Origin of the sequence: Clostridium gasigenes, from assembly GCF_017348895.1 — a bacterium.
Classification (GTDB): Bacteria; Bacillota; Clostridia; order Clostridiales; family Clostridiaceae; genus Clostridium; species Clostridium gasigenes.
On sequence record NZ_CP071376.1, the window covers coordinates 150,581 to 167,790 of the forward strand.

15 protein-coding genes are annotated in these 17,210 nt (G+C 28.7%); 4 read left to right on the forward strand and 11 right to left on the reverse strand.

Translation table 11 applies throughout. From position 1 onward, the window contains the following. Positions 1-15 precede the first annotated feature (15 nt). Both J1C67_RS00705 and J1C67_RS00710 read right to left on the reverse strand, forming a co-directional pair. Positions 16-1,062, reverse strand: coding sequence for a DNA polymerase IV (locus J1C67_RS00705; protein ID WP_167866264.1), 1,047 nt, complete (start codon positions 1,060-1,062; stop codon positions 16-18). A 73-nt stretch (positions 1,063-1,135) separates the two neighbouring features. Continuing rightward, complete coding sequence (locus tag J1C67_RS00710) at positions 1,136-2,086, reverse strand: DUF4003 family protein (protein ID WP_167866263.1); 951 nt, start codon at positions 2,084-2,086, stop codon at positions 1,136-1,138. Positions 2,087-2,374: 288 nt separating this feature from the next. Between J1C67_RS00710 and nadA the strand changes: the two genes are divergently transcribed. Genes nadA through nadC form a run of 3 tightly spaced genes read left to right on the forward strand, consistent with a single transcriptional unit; the run spans position 2,375 to position 5,389 of the window. Then, positions 2,375-3,283, forward strand: a complete 909-nt coding sequence (nadA, locus tag J1C67_RS00715) for a quinolinate synthase NadA (protein ID WP_167866361.1) — start codon at positions 2,375-2,377, stop codon at positions 3,281-3,283. A gap of 2 nt (positions 3,284-3,285) precedes the next feature. Beyond that, complete coding sequence (locus J1C67_RS00720) at positions 3,286-4,572, forward strand: L-aspartate oxidase (RefSeq protein WP_167866262.1); 1,287 nt, start codon at positions 3,286-3,288, stop codon at positions 4,570-4,572. Continuing rightward, positions 4,550-5,389, forward strand: a complete 840-nt coding sequence (nadC, locus tag J1C67_RS00725) for a carboxylating nicotinate-nucleotide diphosphorylase (RefSeq protein ID WP_167866261.1) — start codon at positions 4,550-4,552, stop codon at positions 5,387-5,389. Before J1C67_RS00720 ends, nadC begins: the two co-directional genes overlap by 23 nt. A gap of 84 nt (positions 5,390-5,473) precedes the next feature. On the opposite strand, the gene J1C67_RS00730 is transcribed toward nadC, so the two are convergent. Both J1C67_RS00730 and J1C67_RS00735 read right to left on the reverse strand, forming a co-directional pair. Next, entirely contained in the window at positions 5,474-5,998 is a 525-nt protein-coding gene (locus J1C67_RS00730) for a hypothetical protein (protein WP_167866260.1), read from the reverse strand. A gap of 340 nt (positions 5,999-6,338) precedes the next feature. Next, positions 6,339-6,620 carry a hypothetical protein gene (locus J1C67_RS00735; RefSeq protein WP_243176730.1) on the reverse strand — a complete coding sequence of 94 codons (282 nt, stop codon included), beginning with the start codon at positions 6,618-6,620 and terminating at the stop codon, positions 6,339-6,341. Positions 6,621-6,859: 239 nt separating this feature from the next. On the opposite strand from J1C67_RS00735, the gene J1C67_RS00740 reads away from it, so the two are divergent. Next, positions 6,860-7,276, forward strand: a complete 417-nt coding sequence (locus J1C67_RS00740; RefSeq protein ID WP_089970621.1) for a hypothetical protein — start codon at positions 6,860-6,862, stop codon at positions 7,274-7,276. 93 nt (positions 7,277-7,369) lie between these two features. Here J1C67_RS00740 and thiI read toward each other — a convergent pair whose 3' ends face one another. From thiI to J1C67_RS00775, 7 genes are all read right to left on the reverse strand, one after another. Beyond that, a complete protein-coding gene (gene thiI, locus J1C67_RS00745; protein WP_089970618.1) occupies positions 7,370-8,524 on the reverse strand; it encodes a tRNA uracil 4-sulfurtransferase ThiI in 1,155 nt (384 codons plus the stop codon). Continuing rightward, complete coding sequence (locus J1C67_RS00750) at positions 8,524-9,666, reverse strand: cysteine desulfurase family protein (protein WP_167866259.1); 1,143 nt, start codon at positions 9,664-9,666, stop codon at positions 8,524-8,526. The genes thiI and J1C67_RS00750 overlap by 1 nt, the downstream gene beginning before the upstream one ends. Positions 9,667-9,842: 176 nt before the next feature. Further along, entirely contained in the window at positions 9,843-11,366 is a 1,524-nt protein-coding gene (locus J1C67_RS00755; RefSeq protein ID WP_167866258.1) for a glycosyltransferase family 39 protein, read from the reverse strand. Between the two features lie 180 nt (positions 11,367-11,546). Continuing rightward, positions 11,547-11,984: an ACT domain-containing protein gene (locus tag J1C67_RS00760; RefSeq protein WP_089970609.1), complete on the reverse strand. Its 438-nt coding sequence runs from the start codon at positions 11,982-11,984 to the stop codon at positions 11,547-11,549. After that, complete coding sequence (thrB, locus tag J1C67_RS00765; protein ID WP_167866257.1) at positions 11,984-12,880, reverse strand: homoserine kinase; 897 nt, start codon at positions 12,878-12,880, stop codon at positions 11,984-11,986. Before thrB ends, J1C67_RS00760 begins: the two co-directional genes overlap by 1 nt. Further along, positions 12,867-14,342: a threonine synthase gene (gene thrC / locus J1C67_RS00770; RefSeq protein WP_167866256.1), complete on the reverse strand. Its 1,476-nt coding sequence runs from the start codon at positions 14,340-14,342 to the stop codon at positions 12,867-12,869. Before thrC ends, thrB begins: the two co-directional genes overlap by 14 nt. Before the next feature lie 295 nt (positions 14,343-14,637). Continuing rightward, positions 14,638-17,187 carry a calcium-translocating P-type ATPase, SERCA-type gene (locus tag J1C67_RS00775; RefSeq protein ID WP_167866255.1) on the reverse strand — a complete coding sequence of 850 codons (2,550 nt, stop codon included), beginning with the start codon at positions 17,185-17,187 and terminating at the stop codon, positions 14,638-14,640. Positions 17,188-17,210 lie beyond the last annotated feature (23 nt).

Genomic DNA, 17,210 nt, shown 5'->3' on the forward strand with positions numbered 1-17,210 from the left:
CAATATGGCTTATAATTAGAATAGTGTAAGCTGTTCTATTGTATTTTCTTTAAATGAAGATATTGTTAGCCCTATCAACCTTATTCCAGTAGTAAAATCTTCCCCTTCTATTATTTCTTCACATACTTTATAAAATTCTTCAACTTTATTTGTATAATAATTTAGTGTTTTACTTCTTGTATGACTTTCAAAAACACTACTTTTGTATTTTACTGTTATTGTTCTTCCTTCTAAGCTTCTCATAATTAAATCATTACTTATTTGAATACAAAAATCTTTTAAACAAATTAATAATTCTTCCTTATCCTCTGTATCTACTTTTAGAGTTCTCTCTTTTCCATAAGATTTCCTATCTTTTTCTATAATAACTTCTCTTTTATCAATTCCTCTAATCCTATCATAAATTTCCATGCCCCACTTACCTAAATATTCAAAATAGAAGTTCTTTGGCAGTTCATATAAATCTCTTATATAAAATATTCCCATATTATTTAATTTCTTTACTGATTTAGCCCCTAATCCATATATTTTAGAAATAGATAATGGTAATAGTATATCCGGAATCATATCTTCATTAATTACCATAATTCCATTTGGTTTATTCCAATCTGATCCAAGCTTTGCTAAAAATTTATTATAGGATATTCCAACTGAAATAGTTAATCCTAACTCTCTATAAACTCTTTTTTTAATAAAGAGTGCTGCTTCCATTCCATCTTTAAAGTTACTTTGACTTAAATCTAAATATGCCTCATCAATAGAGAGAGGTTCTACCAAAGGTGTAACCTCTCTTAATATTTCAAATATTTTTAATGATATTTCTTTATATCTACTATATCTAGTGAGTACATATATTCCATTTGGACAAAGTTTTTGAGCTATAAAAATTGGCATGGCTGAATGAATTCCATATTTCCTAGCTTCATAAGAACAAGTAGATACAACTCCCCGTTCACTTATTCCACCAACTATAACTGGCTTTCCTCTTAGCTTTGGATTATCTCTTTGCTCTACAGCAGCAAAAAAAGCATCCATATCTACATGCAAAATAATTTTGTCCATTTCCTGACCTCCTAGACATAATAGAGAAAATAACAAGTCAAAAATTCTTATTTGTTATTTATTTTCATGTCCCTTACACTAAAACTTCAGAGAAAACCCCTTTGTTTTTAGATTTTATAAAACAATACACTCCATGTCCTAGTAATTCATCTATATATCTTCTTTTTTCTGAAACTGCACAAAATGAAACTATTACAATAGCAATAATTGTTCTAAAGCCTTTGTCCATATAATACTCATATTCATATTCTTTCTCACAAAGTTCTTCTATTACACCCTCTACCATATCTGCATATTTTCTTGGTGTCACATTAGATAACACACCAAGTAATGGTAAAAACTGATGTGCTAGCTTTATTTCTCTTTTCTCCAACTGAAGTATGAATTCCATAGTTCTATACATATCTCCTGAAGAACCATTTAATATTATTGCATTAGCTAATCCCTGTACTCCATTTTTTGATTTTATATTAAGCTTTCCTATTTGATTAAATACAGTATCTATAAATTCATCAATAGTCTCTACATCTATATCATTTAATGCCCAAAGAGCACAAACTAAATAATCATCCTCTTTAGTTATATTATAGTATTTTTCTTTTAGTAGATAGAAAACTTCTTTTGTTTTCTTAACAACCTCAATTTTATTTTTGTTTTTACCATATTTTGCTATCACAAAAGCTGTTAGTGCTAAATGATCGCACTCATTAAAACCTTCTTGAACTAGCAAGTCCATTATTTCATATATATCATCAATAATTTCTTTTTCATCCAAATTATCTACCGCTATTAATAAAGAAAGTATATATAACATATCCCCTCTAAATGGTGATATTCTTGAGGATGTAGCTTTAATATATTTTCTTATTTCTTTTACCCTGTCTTCTGGAATTTCTTTTTCATAATGAGCATAAACTAATGAGGCATAATGATTTAACAGGTCCCCATCATTTCTTAAAAACTCTCTTGCATCTCTATAATTTTTTACCGTCAATTCAATTCTCTCATGGAGAAAATTTTCCATAACTTTCCCTCACTTTTACTTTTCAGCATATTATTTGTTCTCTAGGAGCTGAATTAAAATAACAAGTCAAAGATTCATAGGATATTTTGTGCTAGTGGAAGAACCATAGCTCAGAATCTTACTAGTTATTTTTTCAATCTCCCTTATATTATACTATAATATTTGTGTCAATTTCATAACAAATTTTTAACAATTGTTTTTTTATTTTTAACTATATTGAATAGTAAAATTCCTGGTGTTATACTTAGTGTATATACACCTATAAATTTTATGAAAGGTAGTGTAAACATGACATTAAAAGAAAATATATTAAAATTAAAAATTGAAAAAAATGCACTAATACTATCTCACTTATATGAATTAGATGAAATTCAAGAAATTGCTGATATTGTAGGCGATTCCTACTTTTTAAGTAAAAAAGCATTAGAAAGTACCAATGACTTAATTGTTTTTTGTGGAGTTCAATTTATGGCTGAAAGTGCGAAAATACTTTCTCCAAATAAAAAAATCCTTATTCCCTCTAATGAGACAACCTGTCCTATGGCCGACATGGCATCATTAGAAAAGCTTGAAATTTTAAAAGACAAGCATCCTAATGCAAAAATTGTTACTTATATAAATTCTAATTTAGATATTAAAGCAGTTTCTGATGTTTGTGTTACTTCTTCATCTGCTAAAAATATATTAGAAAATATTGATGAAGAGGAAATAATTTTCTTACCAGATAGAAATCTTGGTGAATATTTACAAGAACAAAATCCAAACAAAAAATTTATACTTTATAATGGCTTCTGTCCCACTCATGAAAGAATTGACAAAGAAGAAATAGTAAATTTAAAAAATAAATATAAAGACTTTAAAGTTTTAGTACATCCAGAATGTAATAAAGGAGTTCGTGATCTAGCCGATTTTATCGGTAGCACATCCGAACTTATAAATTATAGTGCTTCATCCCCTTTTAAAGGTTTCATTGTTGTTACCGAAGAAGGTGTTTTATATCAAATGAAACTTAAAAGTCCAAGTAAAACATTTATTAAAACAACTACTGGAATGATTTGTCCTAATATGAAAAAAATAACCCTGGAAAATTTATATACCTGTTTATTAAATGAAGAGTATGAAATTATTCTTAATGAAGGTTTACGAGTTAAAGCTCTTAAATCATTAGAAAATATGCACAGGCTTTCTTCTAAATAATTATGATTAAAAATACTGATGTTTTAATTATTGGAACAGGTATTTCCGGGCTATTCACCGCATTAAATTTAAAGGACAATATTAATATCATATTAGTTACTAAAGATAGGGTACGAGATTGTAACAGTTATTTGGCTCAAGGTGGTATTTCTATAGCATTAAATTCAGAAGATATTCCTTTATTTATAAATGACACTTTAACTGCAGGTAATTATAAAAATGATATTTCTGCACTTAATGTTTTAGCTAAAGAATCTTCAAGTGTTATACAAAAACTTATTTCCTTTGGCGTGTGCTTTGACAAAGAAAATAATAAATACCACTATACAAAAGAAGGTGGTCATAGTTGCTCTAGAATTATGCACATTAAAGATGAAACTGGAAAAGCTATTATGGAATGTTTACTAAAAGAAGTATCTAAAAGAAAAAATATAACTATTTTAGAAAATACAAAACTATTAGATATTATAGAAGATAAGAAATGTATTGGTGGATTATTTAATCAGAATTTCCATAGTATATATATCTATTCAAAGTTCACAATTATGGCAACTGGTGGGATAGGTGGATTATTTAATTCTTCTACTAATATCGAATCATTAACTGGTGATGGATTATCTATTGCTTTAAGGCATAATATTAAATTAAAGGACATGAACTATCTACAACTCCATCCAACAGTTTTATACGAGCCTACTATAAAAGGTAGACGACTTTTGCTTTCCGAATCCCTTAGAGGCGAAGGTGGATTACTTATTAATACTAAAGGAGAACATTTTGTAGATCCTCTTAACTCAAGACATATAGTATCATCTGCAATTTTGAAAGAAATATCTAAAACACCTAATACTCCATTTACTTATTTAAATATGACTATATTTCCCAAGGAATATTTAATTAATAGATTCCCATTTCTTTATAATGAATGTTTAAAGAGGGGCTATTCTATGGAACGTGATTTTCTCCCAGTATCCCCTGCTCATCATTATTGTATGGGTGGAATACTTGTTAATCTTAATTCAAGAACTTCATTAGATTCCCTATATGCAATAGGTGAAGTTAGTTGTACTGGAATCCATGGATCAAATAGACTAGCTAGTAATTCATTGCTAGAGGCTATTGTTTTTGGCAATAATTGTGCTAGTGATATTAATGAAAATATCATTAAAGAAGACTTCCCTACTCATGTGATTAACACTTTAAACTATTCAAATGAAATAAACATAAATTTTGTTAATTTTTTAAAAGGAAAGGCGGATAATAGATATGCTAAACTATTTAATTATTGATGATATAATTTTAAATTCACTTAAAGAGGATCTCCCTTTTGGTGATATTACAACCTCTTGTATTGTAACTGATGATGAAATAGCACAAGCTACAGTAATTTGTAAGGAAGATGGTATATTATGCGGTTTACCTGTATTTAGCCGTGTTTTTCATCTACTAGGTAATGTTGAGTTTACTCCTTTTATTAAAGAAGGAGCCCCTTTAATCTGTGGCGATGAGATAGGGATTTTAAAAGGAAATGCAAAAAACATATTAATTGGTGAGAGGGTAGCTTTGAACTTAATACAAAGAATGAGTGGAATAGCTACTTTAACAAAAAAATATTCTGATATTTTAGAAGGATTTAAAACTGAAATTCTTGATACTCGAAAAACGACTCCTTTGCTTAGAATTATTGAAAAATATGCAGTGAAAATTGGTGGAGGAAAAAATCATAGATATTCTTTATCTGATGGAATACTTATAAAAGATAATCATATTAGTTATGCCGGTAGTATAACTAATGCGGTTTCCCTTGCAAAACAAAACTGTTCATTTGTAAGAAAAATAGAAGTTGAAACTGAAACTAAAGAAGATGTTTTAGAAGCTCTAGCCTCTGGCGTTGATATAATAATGTTGGATAATATGTCGCCTAAAATGGTTAAAGAAATGGTTCTGTTAATAGATAAAAAGGCATTAATTGAGTGCTCTGGAAATATAACTCTTGAAACAGTATGTTCTTATGCAGAGTGTGGTGTTGACTATATATCAAGTGGTTCTTTAACTCATTCATTTAAAGTTCTAGATATAAGTCTTAAAAACTTATCTAAATTATAATTTTCTTAAAAATTTCTAAACTAAAAACTGCTAAGATGAATTCTTAGCAGTTTTTATTCTTTAGAGATAACTATCTACTGTACATTAGAATAAGAAAAGTAATAATAACCATTCCAATCCACAGCCGCATCCACATCTTCTACCTACTCTACATCCATTATTTGATCTAAATCTATTATTTGATCTACAGTTGCGAGAAGAACAAAATCTACAACTTCTTTTTTTATTAAAAACGAAAGTTATTTTTATAGTTTTATCTTCATCACAAATAAATATTTTTGGAAATCTGCATAAAATTTGTGATGTACGAGGATTATTCGAAGTTACAATCACGCAAAATTTCTTAGGTTTACAACCTTCACTTGTTTTGACTGGTCTTAAATTTGAAAAAGATATAGGTCCAAAACTTTCACATCCAAATGGACTTATAACGGCACGACCAAATTTAACAATAACATTAACAATAATATCATTATCACTATCAGTCATACAAACTGGAAGAGTATTCCTTATTCTTTGTGCTTCTGCACGGCTACAACAGTTAAAAATCATATTATACTTAGCGGGTGTACCTTCACAATGAGCAATTCTTTTTAAACATACTTTCATAATTCTGCCCCCTATTTCATCTTAGGGATCCAAATAACTAACTAGGTAGTATTATTATCTTTTGGCACTGTCCACCTTTGGTGTCACACTATACTTCGTCAGTAAATATAGCTAATAATAACAATATTAATTGCCTTTACTTCCTTGCCATAGTACAAAAAGCCTAATAATCTTTGACTAGTTATTTATTTTACGATTCCTTAAAGTTTAGTTTATATACTCCATACTATGCTAATATAATTTTTCTGATATTTAATTTTCAATATTTCTTTCTAATTTAGAAATTTATTAGAACAACTCTTCTATTTTACATGTATATGGCTAATTTTTTTAAAATTGATTATATCATTTTTACATAAAATCCATTATTATAAACTTCTTTATCATATTTAATTTCTATATTTGAACATAATTTTTTATCTTCATTTGAAATTACAAATTTTATATCATTTATAATTACTGTTATATCATTATCTCCTTTAAAACTAGAATAAATATTATATGCTGGCTTTCCACAACCATTTCCTACAACTTTAATTCTTGCATAATCCTCACTACTACTTTCAATTAAATTTAATAATCCAATTTTTGTTTTTTCATCAAACTTTATATTCATTTCCATTATAAAAACTCCTCTTTAATTAGATATTTTAGCATTTGTTATTCACCCACTAATTATACTAAAAATAGATTTAATAAAATAGTTTAATATATATAATAGTAAACTATTTCATTGTTTCAGCAATAGTGTGATTAATCTATTAATTAAACATTTTATATCCCTATAAAGTATGTTATAATATTTATTGTTATTATATTTATAATTTAAATTTTTATTTTATAAAAAAAGGAGTTTTTAGTATGGGTTTCAAAGATAAAATGACTAAGCATTTTAGTGATGCATATATACAAAAATATGGAGATAGAATGACTAGTGCTAATGGTACAGTTCTTTCAGTTAAAATCGAAGAAAAAAGTTTTCTTGGAATTATACGATCAATTGCTGTTTCACTAGTTTTAAAGCCAGATCAAGGAAAACAAATAATTAAATGCGCATATAGAAAGAAAAGATGGTTCAAAAAGCCAGAATTTATAGACATAAAACCAGGTCACAAATTAATAATTATGGGTCTTAGTGGTGAAAAAGGTAAAGAGCATAGTGAGGTTATAATAGCTTCAAATATAGCAAACTTAACAACTAAAAAAGATCTTCAACCCTTTGATCATAGCCAACTAAAAAAAGCTAGACAACAAGCAACGAAAATGAAAGCTAGATAAATTTTATCTAGCTTTATCTTAAAAAAGCCAGTCAAAATTTTGACTGGCTTTTTATTTTTTAGGATTCTTAGTTATCTCCCCAAAAATGCTTTATTAAAATTTGAATAGTTCCATATCATTAATAGCTTTTTCTACTAATTCATCTATTGCTAATACTGATTCTGACTTTCTAATTAATTCAAGCTTTGGCTTAATTTTTGGGTGCTTTGGAACAAATATAGTGCAACAATCTTCATAAGGTAAAATCGACGTCTCAAAAGTTCCTATTTCCCTTGCAACCTTAATAATATCCTCTTTATCCATTGCAATTAATGGTCTAAATGCAGGTCTATCCGCACAATCATCACTTACTATTAACCCTTCCATTGTTTGACTTGCAACTTGGCCTATACTTTCCCCAGAACAAACTGATTGGACTCCATTTTTTTCAGCAACTCCGCAAGCTATTCTCATCATAAATCTTCTCATTATAATTGTAAGTTCATCTTCTCTACACTTATCCATAATCTCCATTTGTATTTCTGTAAATGGAACTACGTATAAATTAACTTTTTCTGTGTAGCTTGAAAGTATTTTTGCTAAATCTTTTACTTTATCCTTAGCTCTTTCCGATGTATATGGGTGACTATGATAATATACACAATGAAGTTCAACTCCACGTCTTGCCATTTGATACCCTGCAACTGGCGAATCTAAGCCTCCTGATAACATAAGCATAGTACTACCATTCATTCCGTAAGGAAGCCCACCTGCACCCTTAATTTTGTCCTTATTTGTATATATATAAACTTTTTCTCTAATTTCAATATTTACTCTACATTCTGGGTTCTTAACATCTACTTTTAATTCTCCTTGGAAGTTATTTAATACATATCCTCCAACTTCTCTTGATGTTCCAAGCGAATCAGTTTGGAATAACTTATTTGCTCTATTAGTTTCTATTTTGAAAGTTTTTTGGTTAGCTTCTATAACCTTTCTTAAAGATTCTTCTTTTATTGCTTGCATATCTCTTTCAATAACTGTTACTATACATACTTCTGCAATTCCAAATACTCTTCTTACTCTATCTGCTGCTTCTTCAATATTTTCAGCTTCTATAAAATATCTTCCTTGATCTGAAATTATCTTAAAGTCTAATCCTTTTAATTTTAATTTAATATTATTTCTTAACTGCTTTTCAAACTTCCCCCTATTTTGCCCTTTTAAGAATATTTCTGATGCGTATTTTACTAATATTAATCTATTCATTATTTACCTCTCCTTAAAAACATTAATGATTTTTGTAACACTTCTATTGTTTTATCTATTTCTTCTTTTGTATTTTCTCCACTAAATGAAAATCTTATTGCACTTTCTATATCTTTATTTGATAATTTTAAGGATTTAATAACATAACTACCATGTACTACACTAGTTTTTGAAGTACATGCAGAACCTGTTGAAACATAAATATCTTCTGATTCTAATAAATGAAGTAATGTCTCTGCCCTTACTCCTCTAAAAGAAACATTTAATATATAAGGTGAATAATCATTTGTTATCGGACTATTAATTCTTATATCTTTAATTCCCTCTAGTTTTTCTATCATGTATCCTTTTAAAGCCCAAGCCTTATTATAATTTTCATCACGCCCTGATATAGTAATTTCTGCTGCCTTTTGAAGTCCCATTATTGCAGGTAAATTTTCCGTCCCTGCTCTCATGCCCTTTTCCTGACTTCCACCTTTTATTAAAGAGTTTAAAACTAAACCTTTTTTTAAATAACAAAAGCCTATACCCTTAGGTCCATGTATTTTATGAGCTGTTACAGATAACATGTCTATATTCATTTTTTTAACATCAATAGGTAACTTTCCATATGATTGAACTGCATCTACGTGAAATTTTGCCCTACTGCTTGTTTCTTTTATTAACTTTCCAATTTCCTCTATATTTTGAATTGATCCAATTTCATTATTTACGTGCATAATTGATACTAAAACAGTATTTTTACATATGCTTTTCCTTAAATCCTCTAATGAAATCATTCCATTTTCATCTACATCTAAATATGTAACTTCCACACCTTTTTCTTCTAATTCAATACAAGTTTTAAGTATTGATTGATGTTCAAAAGCAGTGGTGATTAAATGATGTCCAGGTTTAAGTAAACCCTTTAACATTAAATTATTTGCTTCGCTTCCACTTGATGTAAAATATATTTCATCCTTACTTGCACTTATAGTTGATGCTAAGTATTCACGAGACTCAGTAAGTCTCCTTTCACATTTAACACCTAATTTATGAAGCGAAGATGGGTTTCCGAAAAACTCTTTCATAGATACACAAACTTCATTTATAACTTCATCATAAGGTTTAGTTGTCGCACTATTATCAAAATAAATTTCCATATATTATTTTCTCCTTATAAGTCATTAAAACTCTGACTATTATGTTAAATATTTAATTCATATTAGTTCACTATGTTTAATAGTATTTATACTATATCAGAAATTAATTATTTAATAAAGTATTTTAATAAATTAAGACTGCCATACAAAATGAGTATGGCAGCCTTAATTTATTTCTAGACTTCTATATTTCCTTCCTTATTTAACTCAATATTTTCTTTGCTCACAAGCTTATTTTTTTGCCTCATACTTAATACTTCTACTCCCTTAAAAGCACATATCAAGAATGAAAAAGAGACAATATACCCATATCTAACTTGCTTTTCAGTTATTAAATATAAAATAATAAATCCTCCATAAATTAAATAGCTTAAATCTAACTCTTTATTTCTCTTCTTATCATATAATCCTATATACATTAAAATTAGAATAATTGAAAATAACAATTGGGTTCCTGGAACTACGGCATATGCATAAGCCGCTACCTTATTTGTATTAGCGCTATCTAAGGTAGCCCAATGATATGCTAAGGAATCTCCACTGCCCCAAAGAACTGCATATTTTATAAAATAAAATGCTATTACTACTATAACAGGTGGTCCTGTTAATCTTTCTTTAATTATTTCCCTGCTAACTTCCGATATCTTTTCTTTATCATAATTATACTTTTCTGGAATTGCTGCATCTGCTTCATTCCAGCTTCCTAAAGCTAAAATATTTGTTCCTTTTAAAACAGAAGTTATTTTAGGCTCAGATCCATTCCAAAGTTGGTACTCTGAAACCTTCATAGATACTAATATATTACTAATTAATATTAGTGGTAATATATAGGCCATAATTATCTTAGCTAAAGAACTTATCAATTTTTGTTTTGTTTTATATATTATTAAATATATTATATAAGCTACTAAAATTACACTCCCAACCATTCTAAATAAATTTCCAAAAGATAGTGCAAGTCCACATAATAATAAATAATTATTATTTAAACTTCCTTTTATTACTCTTATAAAAATATATATGCTTAAAATATAAAATGGCATTGCAATATTTTCAGAACAGGTAACTGAGTTGTACATTATAAAAGCAGGGTATATTATAGCTATAAGCAACGCATATAATCCATATTTTTCATTAAATATTTCTTTTATAATTAAATATATTAAATATGCCGATCCAATAGATAATAAAACATTTATAAATTTCACGACAAATAATGGATTCGGAAACAGTATTTGAATATACCCTAAATAAAGCATAGTTATAATAAGATGTGGAAACCTGCCCATATATGAGGTCCCTTGCATTGCCGAATAATCACCCTTAAAAGCATTTGGGGCTAAGTCCCATATCAAGCTAAAATCGGATGCAGGTAATGTTTTTACTGTGCATATCCACAAAAACCTAAACAAAAATCCTATTAATAAAAGAATCCCTATTAACCTTATATTATTATTCTTTATGTAACATTTGTTAATTATTTTTACCCCATAAAATATAAACCCTCCAATAGCTAATGTTATTATTAATGATAATATTAATAATAATATATAGCTTGTCTTATCTTTATTGGCATAATATAAGGTAACTAAAAAATATGATGCTATTGTTAAAATAACTGAATAAGCAATAAGTACTGGCATTATAATTTTTAATCCTCTGTTCATTAGTTTAGAAAAACTACAACTTAATTTATCCATATTTCCCCCTTGATTATTGTAACTTTATCTAATTATACCATATTTATCCCTATTTATAATAATAAAAAGAAAAGTAAAACACTTATAAAAGTATTTTACTTTCCTTTTTTGCAAAATATCAAAACTCTCATAGAGAGATTTAAACTAATTAAATTGACATCTAAGCAAAGCTACTCTTTGCTATTCCATAGCAATAAAATCCACCTTTTCTACATTTGGTATTTTAGCTAAATCTTCAAGTAAAGTTTTTATATCTCCATCTAATGATGATATATCTACTGTTAATGTTAGACTTGCCGCTTCATTTATCGGTATGCTTTGGTTTATTGTTAAAATGTTTCCACCTTCTTCAGATATATAATTTAATATTTCTGACAAAACACCTTTTTTATCTTTTATAATCATGCTAAATGTTACTTTTTTCCCTTGAGATGTTTCTGCAAATTCAAAAACAAAATCTTTGTATTTATAATAAACGCTTCTACTTATTCCCGCTGTTTTAGCAGCTTCAGTAACATCCTTAACTTTACCATCTTTTAAAAGATTCTTAGCATTAACTACTTTTTCATAAACATCTGCAAGTACTCTTTTATCAATTACTAAATAATTATCCTTCATTAGTTTTCTCCCTTTAAAATAACAGCCCCATGATTATCTACTTTTAATTCTACTACATCCCAATTTATATTATTATTTTTTAAGTACTTTTTTATACCTATTAAAAAATCTTTATTATCATCTTTTATCATAGTCATAATAGTTGGCCCTGCACCACTTAAAAAACAACCTACTGCCCCAAGTTCATATGATTTATTATATACTTCATCATAATGATTAATTAATTTACTTCTATAATTTTGATGAAACATATCATCACATGCATATTTCAAAAGCTCATAGTTTCCAGTTGAAAAACAAGAAACCATTAAAGCTGCTCTGCCTACATTATAAACTCCTTGCTTTAAGGATATTTCTCGTGGCAAGATTTCTCTAGCTTCCTTTGTTGATAATCTGAAATCTGGAATTAATCCAATAAAACTAATTCCAGGTTTTATATGAACTTTATTATATAGAGGCCTTCCATTATCTATTATAGCCACAACCATATCTCCAAACATAGCTGGTGCCACATTATCTGGATGTCCTTCCATTTCTACTCCAATATTAAAAAGTTCATCTTTGCTAAATTTATTTCCTGCAATAAAGTTTGCAGCAACAAGTCCCGCTACAATACAACTAGAACTTGATCCAAGCCCCCTTGATATTGGTACATCCTGCTTAATTACTTTTATTTTTAAACCTTTAGCCTTATAATTAGCCTTTTCAAAACACTTCATCATAGCTTCATATATAATATTCTTTGTGTTACAAAATTCTTCTGGAATTCCCTCAAACACCAGCCCAGTATCTACTTCGGAAATTTCATACTCATTATATAAATCAAAAGCTATTCCTAAAGAATCAAATCCTGGCCCCATATTTGCTGATGTAGCCGGAACTCTAACCCTTATCATTATTATTACCTTTTAAATATGAAAGTAATGCCTCTTTCATATTACCACTATCCCATACCTCATTATGAAGAATAGGCTTTTCATCTAATTTTTGTAAGTTAGTTGGAATATTCACCCCTGTATATTCCTTTAACTTATTTAAAACTTCGAAATCATTTATTTGCGCTACATCTAGCCCTAGTGCAGTGCAAATACTTCTTGGAAATTTATAAGGACTGGCTGTTGATACTAATAGGTATTGCGTATTATCATCTGTTTCTTTTACATACTTTTGATTAACTACATAAGCAACAGCTGTATGAGTATCCATTAAATATCCTTCAACCTCATATACACTTCTTATAGCCGTATAAACTTCATCCTTAGTTGCATATTCTCCATAAAAATCTTTTAAAAATTCTTTATAATTTTCTTTAACAGTATATATTCCATCATTATTTAATGAATCCATTAAATTTTTAACTTCATCACAATTTCTATTACTGGCTTCAAATAATAATCTTTCTAAATTAGATGAAACTAGAATGTCCATTGACGGTGATTCTGTAAGTTTAAGTTCACGACGTTTGTCATATACTGAAGTTTTAAAGAAATCTGTCAACACTTTATTTTCGTTAGATGCACATATAAACTTAGCTATAGGAAGGCCCATTTCCCTAGCATAATATGCAGCTAATATATTTCCAAAGTTTCCTGTTGGAACTACTACATTTATTTTATCGCCCTCTTTTATTTTTTGCTTATTGACTAATTGCAAATATCCGTAGAAATAATATACTATTTGTGGTATTAATCTACCAATATTAATAGAGTTTGCAGAAGATATTATATGCCCCTTATCTTTTAACTGTTCTCTAAAATTTTTATCGCCTAAAATTTTCTTTACCCCAGTTTGCGCATTATCAAAATTTCCATTAATGCCTATCACTTTTAGATTTTTCCCTTCTTGAGTAACCATTTGCTGCTTTTGCACTTCACTAACTCCTTTTTCAGGATAGTAAACTACAACTTTAAAACCTTCTACATTTTTGAACCCCTCAAGAGCTGCCTTTCCAGTATCCCCAGAAGTAGCTGTTAAAATTACTATTTCTTCTTTAACACTACAAATATTTTTAGCCCTCTTCATTATTTGTGGAAGAAATAGTAATGCGGCATCTTTAAATGCAGAGGTTGGTCCATGATAAAGCTCTAGAAAATTTTTCTCTTCTTTAACCTCAAATTTACCTTTATAGGCTTCATCTATAGCTTTTTTTAGATCCTCTTTTTTTATATCTGTGAAAAACTTGCTTATTATTTCATTAGCTAAATCTTCATAACAAATATTTGTTCTATTTTTTATTTTTTCATAAATTCTAGGAAATTTTTCAGGAACATATAGACCTCCATCACTAGCAATTCCATTTATAATTGCTCTTGCGGATAAAATGTCTTTTTCAGCTCCTCTTGTGCTAATAAATCTCATATACCCACCCCAAGTTTTTTTGATTTTTACATCTATTCTTTTATTTTCCATCCTATTATATTATATTATCATGTCTTTTATTTGTGCACAAGTGTTTTTCACAGAAACACAATTTATTTTTAAAAATATTAGTTTTTTCCTATTTATGGAACTGAAAGAAAATAATATACTATCCAATTAATCTTTTTTAAAGTGTCTTATTTAATTTCTAAATTAAATAAGAGTGATAAAAGTATATTTTTTTACTTTTATCACTCTATTTATTTCCTTACAGCTCACTAAGACCTGTTTAAAATTATTTTTTAGATTTTATAAGTAAGTATACACTATTTATAATGAATATTACTCCTGAGAAAAATAAAACAAGCATCCATTGTCCTATATTTAATGCTACTGTATTAAATACCCCTGATAAAAATGGTATATAAAGTATACTTAAGACCATTATCATTGATATTGCAACAGAACCTACAAGCCATGGGTTTGAGAATATCTTTATTTCAAATATTGAATGTCTTTCTGATCTACATTCAAAGACATGTAAAAGTTGTGATACCACAAGGGTTGTTAATGCTAGTGTTCTACATGTAACTAAATCATAATTATAATATCTGCCTGCCATAAATGATAACAGCGTGCATATACCAATTAAACATCCTCTTACTACTATTTTTGACCAAAGCCCTCTTGCAAAAATACTTTCGCCTTTTGATCTTGGTTGTTGATCCATAATGTCCTTATCTGCCGGATCCACTCCAAGTGCAATAGCTGGCAAACCATCTGTTGCTAAATTAACAAATAATATTTGTATTGGAGTAAGTGGATTTGGTAAGTAGAAAAGAGTTGCCAAAAACATTGTTAAAACTTCTCCTAAATTACAAGATAAAAGATATCTTATAAACTTTCTTATATTATCATATATAACTCTACCTTCTTCTATAGCCGCAACTATAGTTGCAAAATTATCATCCATAAGAACCATTGCTGCCGCTTCCTTAGTAACATCTGTTCCTGATATCCCCATTGCTATTCCAATATCAGCCTCTTTAATTGCAGGCGCATCATTAACTCCATCACCAGTCATTGCCACTATATTATTTCTTTTTTTAAATGCTTTAACTATCCTTAATTTATGATTTGGTGATACCCTTGCAAATACCCTTACATTATCAACTTTTTTCATTAACTCTTCTTCACTTAATTTCTCTATTTCATCACCAGTTAAAACTTGATCATCGCTACTGCAAATATTTATAGCCTTAGCAATAGCTAGTGCAGTATTTTTATGATCACCTGTAATCATAACAGGTTTTATTCCTGCAAGTTTACATTTCATAACCGCATCTCTAACTTCCAACCTAGGTGGATCCATGCTTCCAGCTACCCCTAAAAATACAAGCCCATTTTCTACTCTTTCATTTTTAACTAATTCCTCATCTTTATAAGCTGCTGCAATACACCTTAAAGCCCTATTTGACATAGATTCAATATATGATGCAACTTGCTTTTTCTTTTGAGGAGTTAATGGTTTTACTTTCCCCTGCTCAAGAATATGTGTACACTTATCTATTACTCTCTCCGGCGCACCTTTCATGTAGCAAGTTTCTTTGCCATCCTCTCTCATAATAACTGTCATCATTTTTCTAGTTGAGTCAAAAGGAATGTCAAATACTCTATTTGCATTTACTACAAAGCTTTCAAGTAATGGAACATCCTTGAAAAAGCCTTTAATTAAAGCTGTTTCTGTTGGATCTCCATGTAAAGCCTCTTCTATGTTTTTAACTTTAAAATTATAATTACAGTCATTACAATAAATAAATGCTTTCATTAACATAATATGTTCTGCAAGCTTTTCCTTTTCTAATTCATATATTTTTCCATTCATATACATTTCTTTTACAGTCATTTTATTTTGTGTTAATGTTCCTGTTTTATCAGAACAAATTACTGAAGTGCATCCAAGTGTTTCCACAGCTGGCAACTTTCTAATCAATGCATTTCTTTTAAGCATCCTTGAAACCCCTAAAGCTAAAGCAACAGTTACAATAGCTGCAAGCCCTTCTGGAATAGCTGCAACTGCAAGTGACACTCCAAGTAAAAACATTTCAGTTATATCATTTCCACGCATTATGCCTAAAACTGTTACTATTACACATATAACTAAGCATAGTGCAACTAAAACTTTACCTAAAGAATCTAATCTTTCTTTAAGAGGTGATTTTTCTTCTTCTATATTATCTAATAAATCTGCTATTTTACCCATTTCTGTTTTCATACCAATGGAGTCAACTAGCATTATACCTCTACCTTTTAATATAGTAGTTCCCATAAAACATTCATTTTTACCTTTTCGAGTATCTTTTGATACTCCAGCTGATTCCCCTGTTAAAAGTGATTCATCAATCATCATTGATGAAGCTTCAATAAAAGTTCCATCTGCTGGAATTCTATCTCCAACTTCAAGAATAACTAAATCACCAATAGTTAATTCTATTGAATTTAATACTTTTAGGGAACCATCTCTTATAACTTTACAAGTTGGAGCCGCAAGTTCCTTTAATGCCTCTAGCGATCTTTCTGTTTTATATTCTTGAACAAACCCTAAAATAGCATTTACAACTACTATTATTAAAATAGTTATTGCATCCGCTTTATCCCCAATTATTCCTGAAATTACAGTTGCACCTATTAGTACCCAAACTATAAAATCATTAAATTGTGCTAAAAATATTACTATTGGAGATGTTTTCTTTTTATGTTTTAACTCATTTAATCCATAGTTTATGCTTCTTTTCTCTGCTTCTTTTGTAGTTAGTCCACGACTAACCTCTCTTTCTTGTATCACTGATTTTCCTCCTTAAATAAGGG

Coding starts and splice junctions, on each gene's coding strand:
- J1C67_RS00730 (WP_167866260.1), bottom strand. CDS start 5,998: ATGAAAGTATGTTTAAAAAGAATTGCTCATTGTGAAGGTACACCCGCT.
- J1C67_RS00755 (WP_167866258.1), bottom strand. CDS start 11,366: ATGGATAAATTAAGTTGTAGTTTTTCTAAACTAATGAACAGAGGATTA.
- nadC (WP_167866261.1), top strand. CDS start 4,550: ATGCTAAACTATTTAATTATTGATGATATAATTTTAAATTCACTTAAA.
- thrB (WP_167866257.1), bottom strand. CDS start 12,880: ATGATAAGGGTTAGAGTTCCGGCTACATCAGCAAATATGGGGCCAGGA.
- J1C67_RS00705 (WP_167866264.1), bottom strand. CDS start 1,062: ATGGACAAAATTATTTTGCATGTAGATATGGATGCTTTTTTTGCTGCT.
- nadA (WP_167866361.1), top strand. CDS start 2,375: ATGACATTAAAAGAAAATATATTAAAATTAAAAATTGAAAAAAATGCA.
- J1C67_RS00735 (WP_243176730.1), bottom strand. CDS start 6,620: ATGGAAATGAATATAAAGTTTGATGAAAAAACAAAAATTGGATTATTA.
- J1C67_RS00750 (WP_167866259.1), bottom strand. CDS start 9,666: ATGGAAATTTATTTTGATAATAGTGCGACAACTAAACCTTATGATGAA.
- J1C67_RS00720 (WP_167866262.1), top strand. CDS start 3,286: ATGATTAAAAATACTGATGTTTTAATTATTGGAACAGGTATTTCCGGG.
- thrC (WP_167866256.1), bottom strand. CDS start 14,342: ATGAGATTTATTAGCACAAGAGGAGCTGAAAAAGACATTTTATCCGCA.
- J1C67_RS00710 (WP_167866263.1), bottom strand. CDS start 2,086: ATGGAAAATTTTCTCCATGAGAGAATTGAATTGACGGTAAAAAATTAT.
- J1C67_RS00760 (WP_089970609.1), bottom strand. CDS start 11,984: ATGAAGGATAATTATTTAGTAATTGATAAAAGAGTACTTGCAGATGTT.
- thiI (WP_089970618.1), bottom strand. CDS start 8,524: ATGAATAGATTAATATTAGTAAAATACGCATCAGAAATATTCTTAAAA.
- J1C67_RS00740 (WP_089970621.1), top strand. CDS start 6,860: ATGGGTTTCAAAGATAAAATGACTAAGCATTTTAGTGATGCATATATA.